This is a genomic window from Acinetobacter sp. GN11, assembly GCF_054823985.1.
The window spans coordinates 1-410 of record NZ_JRVL01000281.1 but is presented as its reverse complement, the minus strand read 5'-3'; the positions used below and the strand labels follow the sequence as shown (position 1 = coordinate 410).

Genomic DNA, 410 nt, shown 5'->3' with positions numbered 1-410 from the left:
TAATAGCCCTATTATTGAAGAGCATTTCGACAATGAACGTTTCTTTAATGAGTGCCAGCAATGGTTTGGTCAAGAAATTATTAAACTTTATAACCCCCAATATCCTGAAGGTAAAAATTCAATTTATGAAGTTTTCAGTAGAAGGAATTTTTTAAAAGGCCCTAATGGTGCCCCGTGCACAACTCAGTTAAAGAGAATTCCTCGTGGTTCATTTCAAGAATATGGAGACTTACATGTATTCGGATATGACTTAACTGAAATCGGACGAGCGGAAGAGTTTGAGGATAATAATCCTACTCTCAAAACTTACTTCCCTCTTATTGAGGCGGAGCTTACTAAAGCAGACTGCTTGGCAATGCTACAAGATGCAAATATTGAAATACCAGCAATGTATAAGCTTGGCTATCTAA

At 36.8% G+C, this 410-nt stretch carries 1 pseudogene; it reads left to right on the top strand.

Annotated features, from left to right (window positions below):
* A pseudogene (locus NL42_RS18085) lies at window positions 1-410 on the top strand (hypothetical protein); the annotation flags it as partial.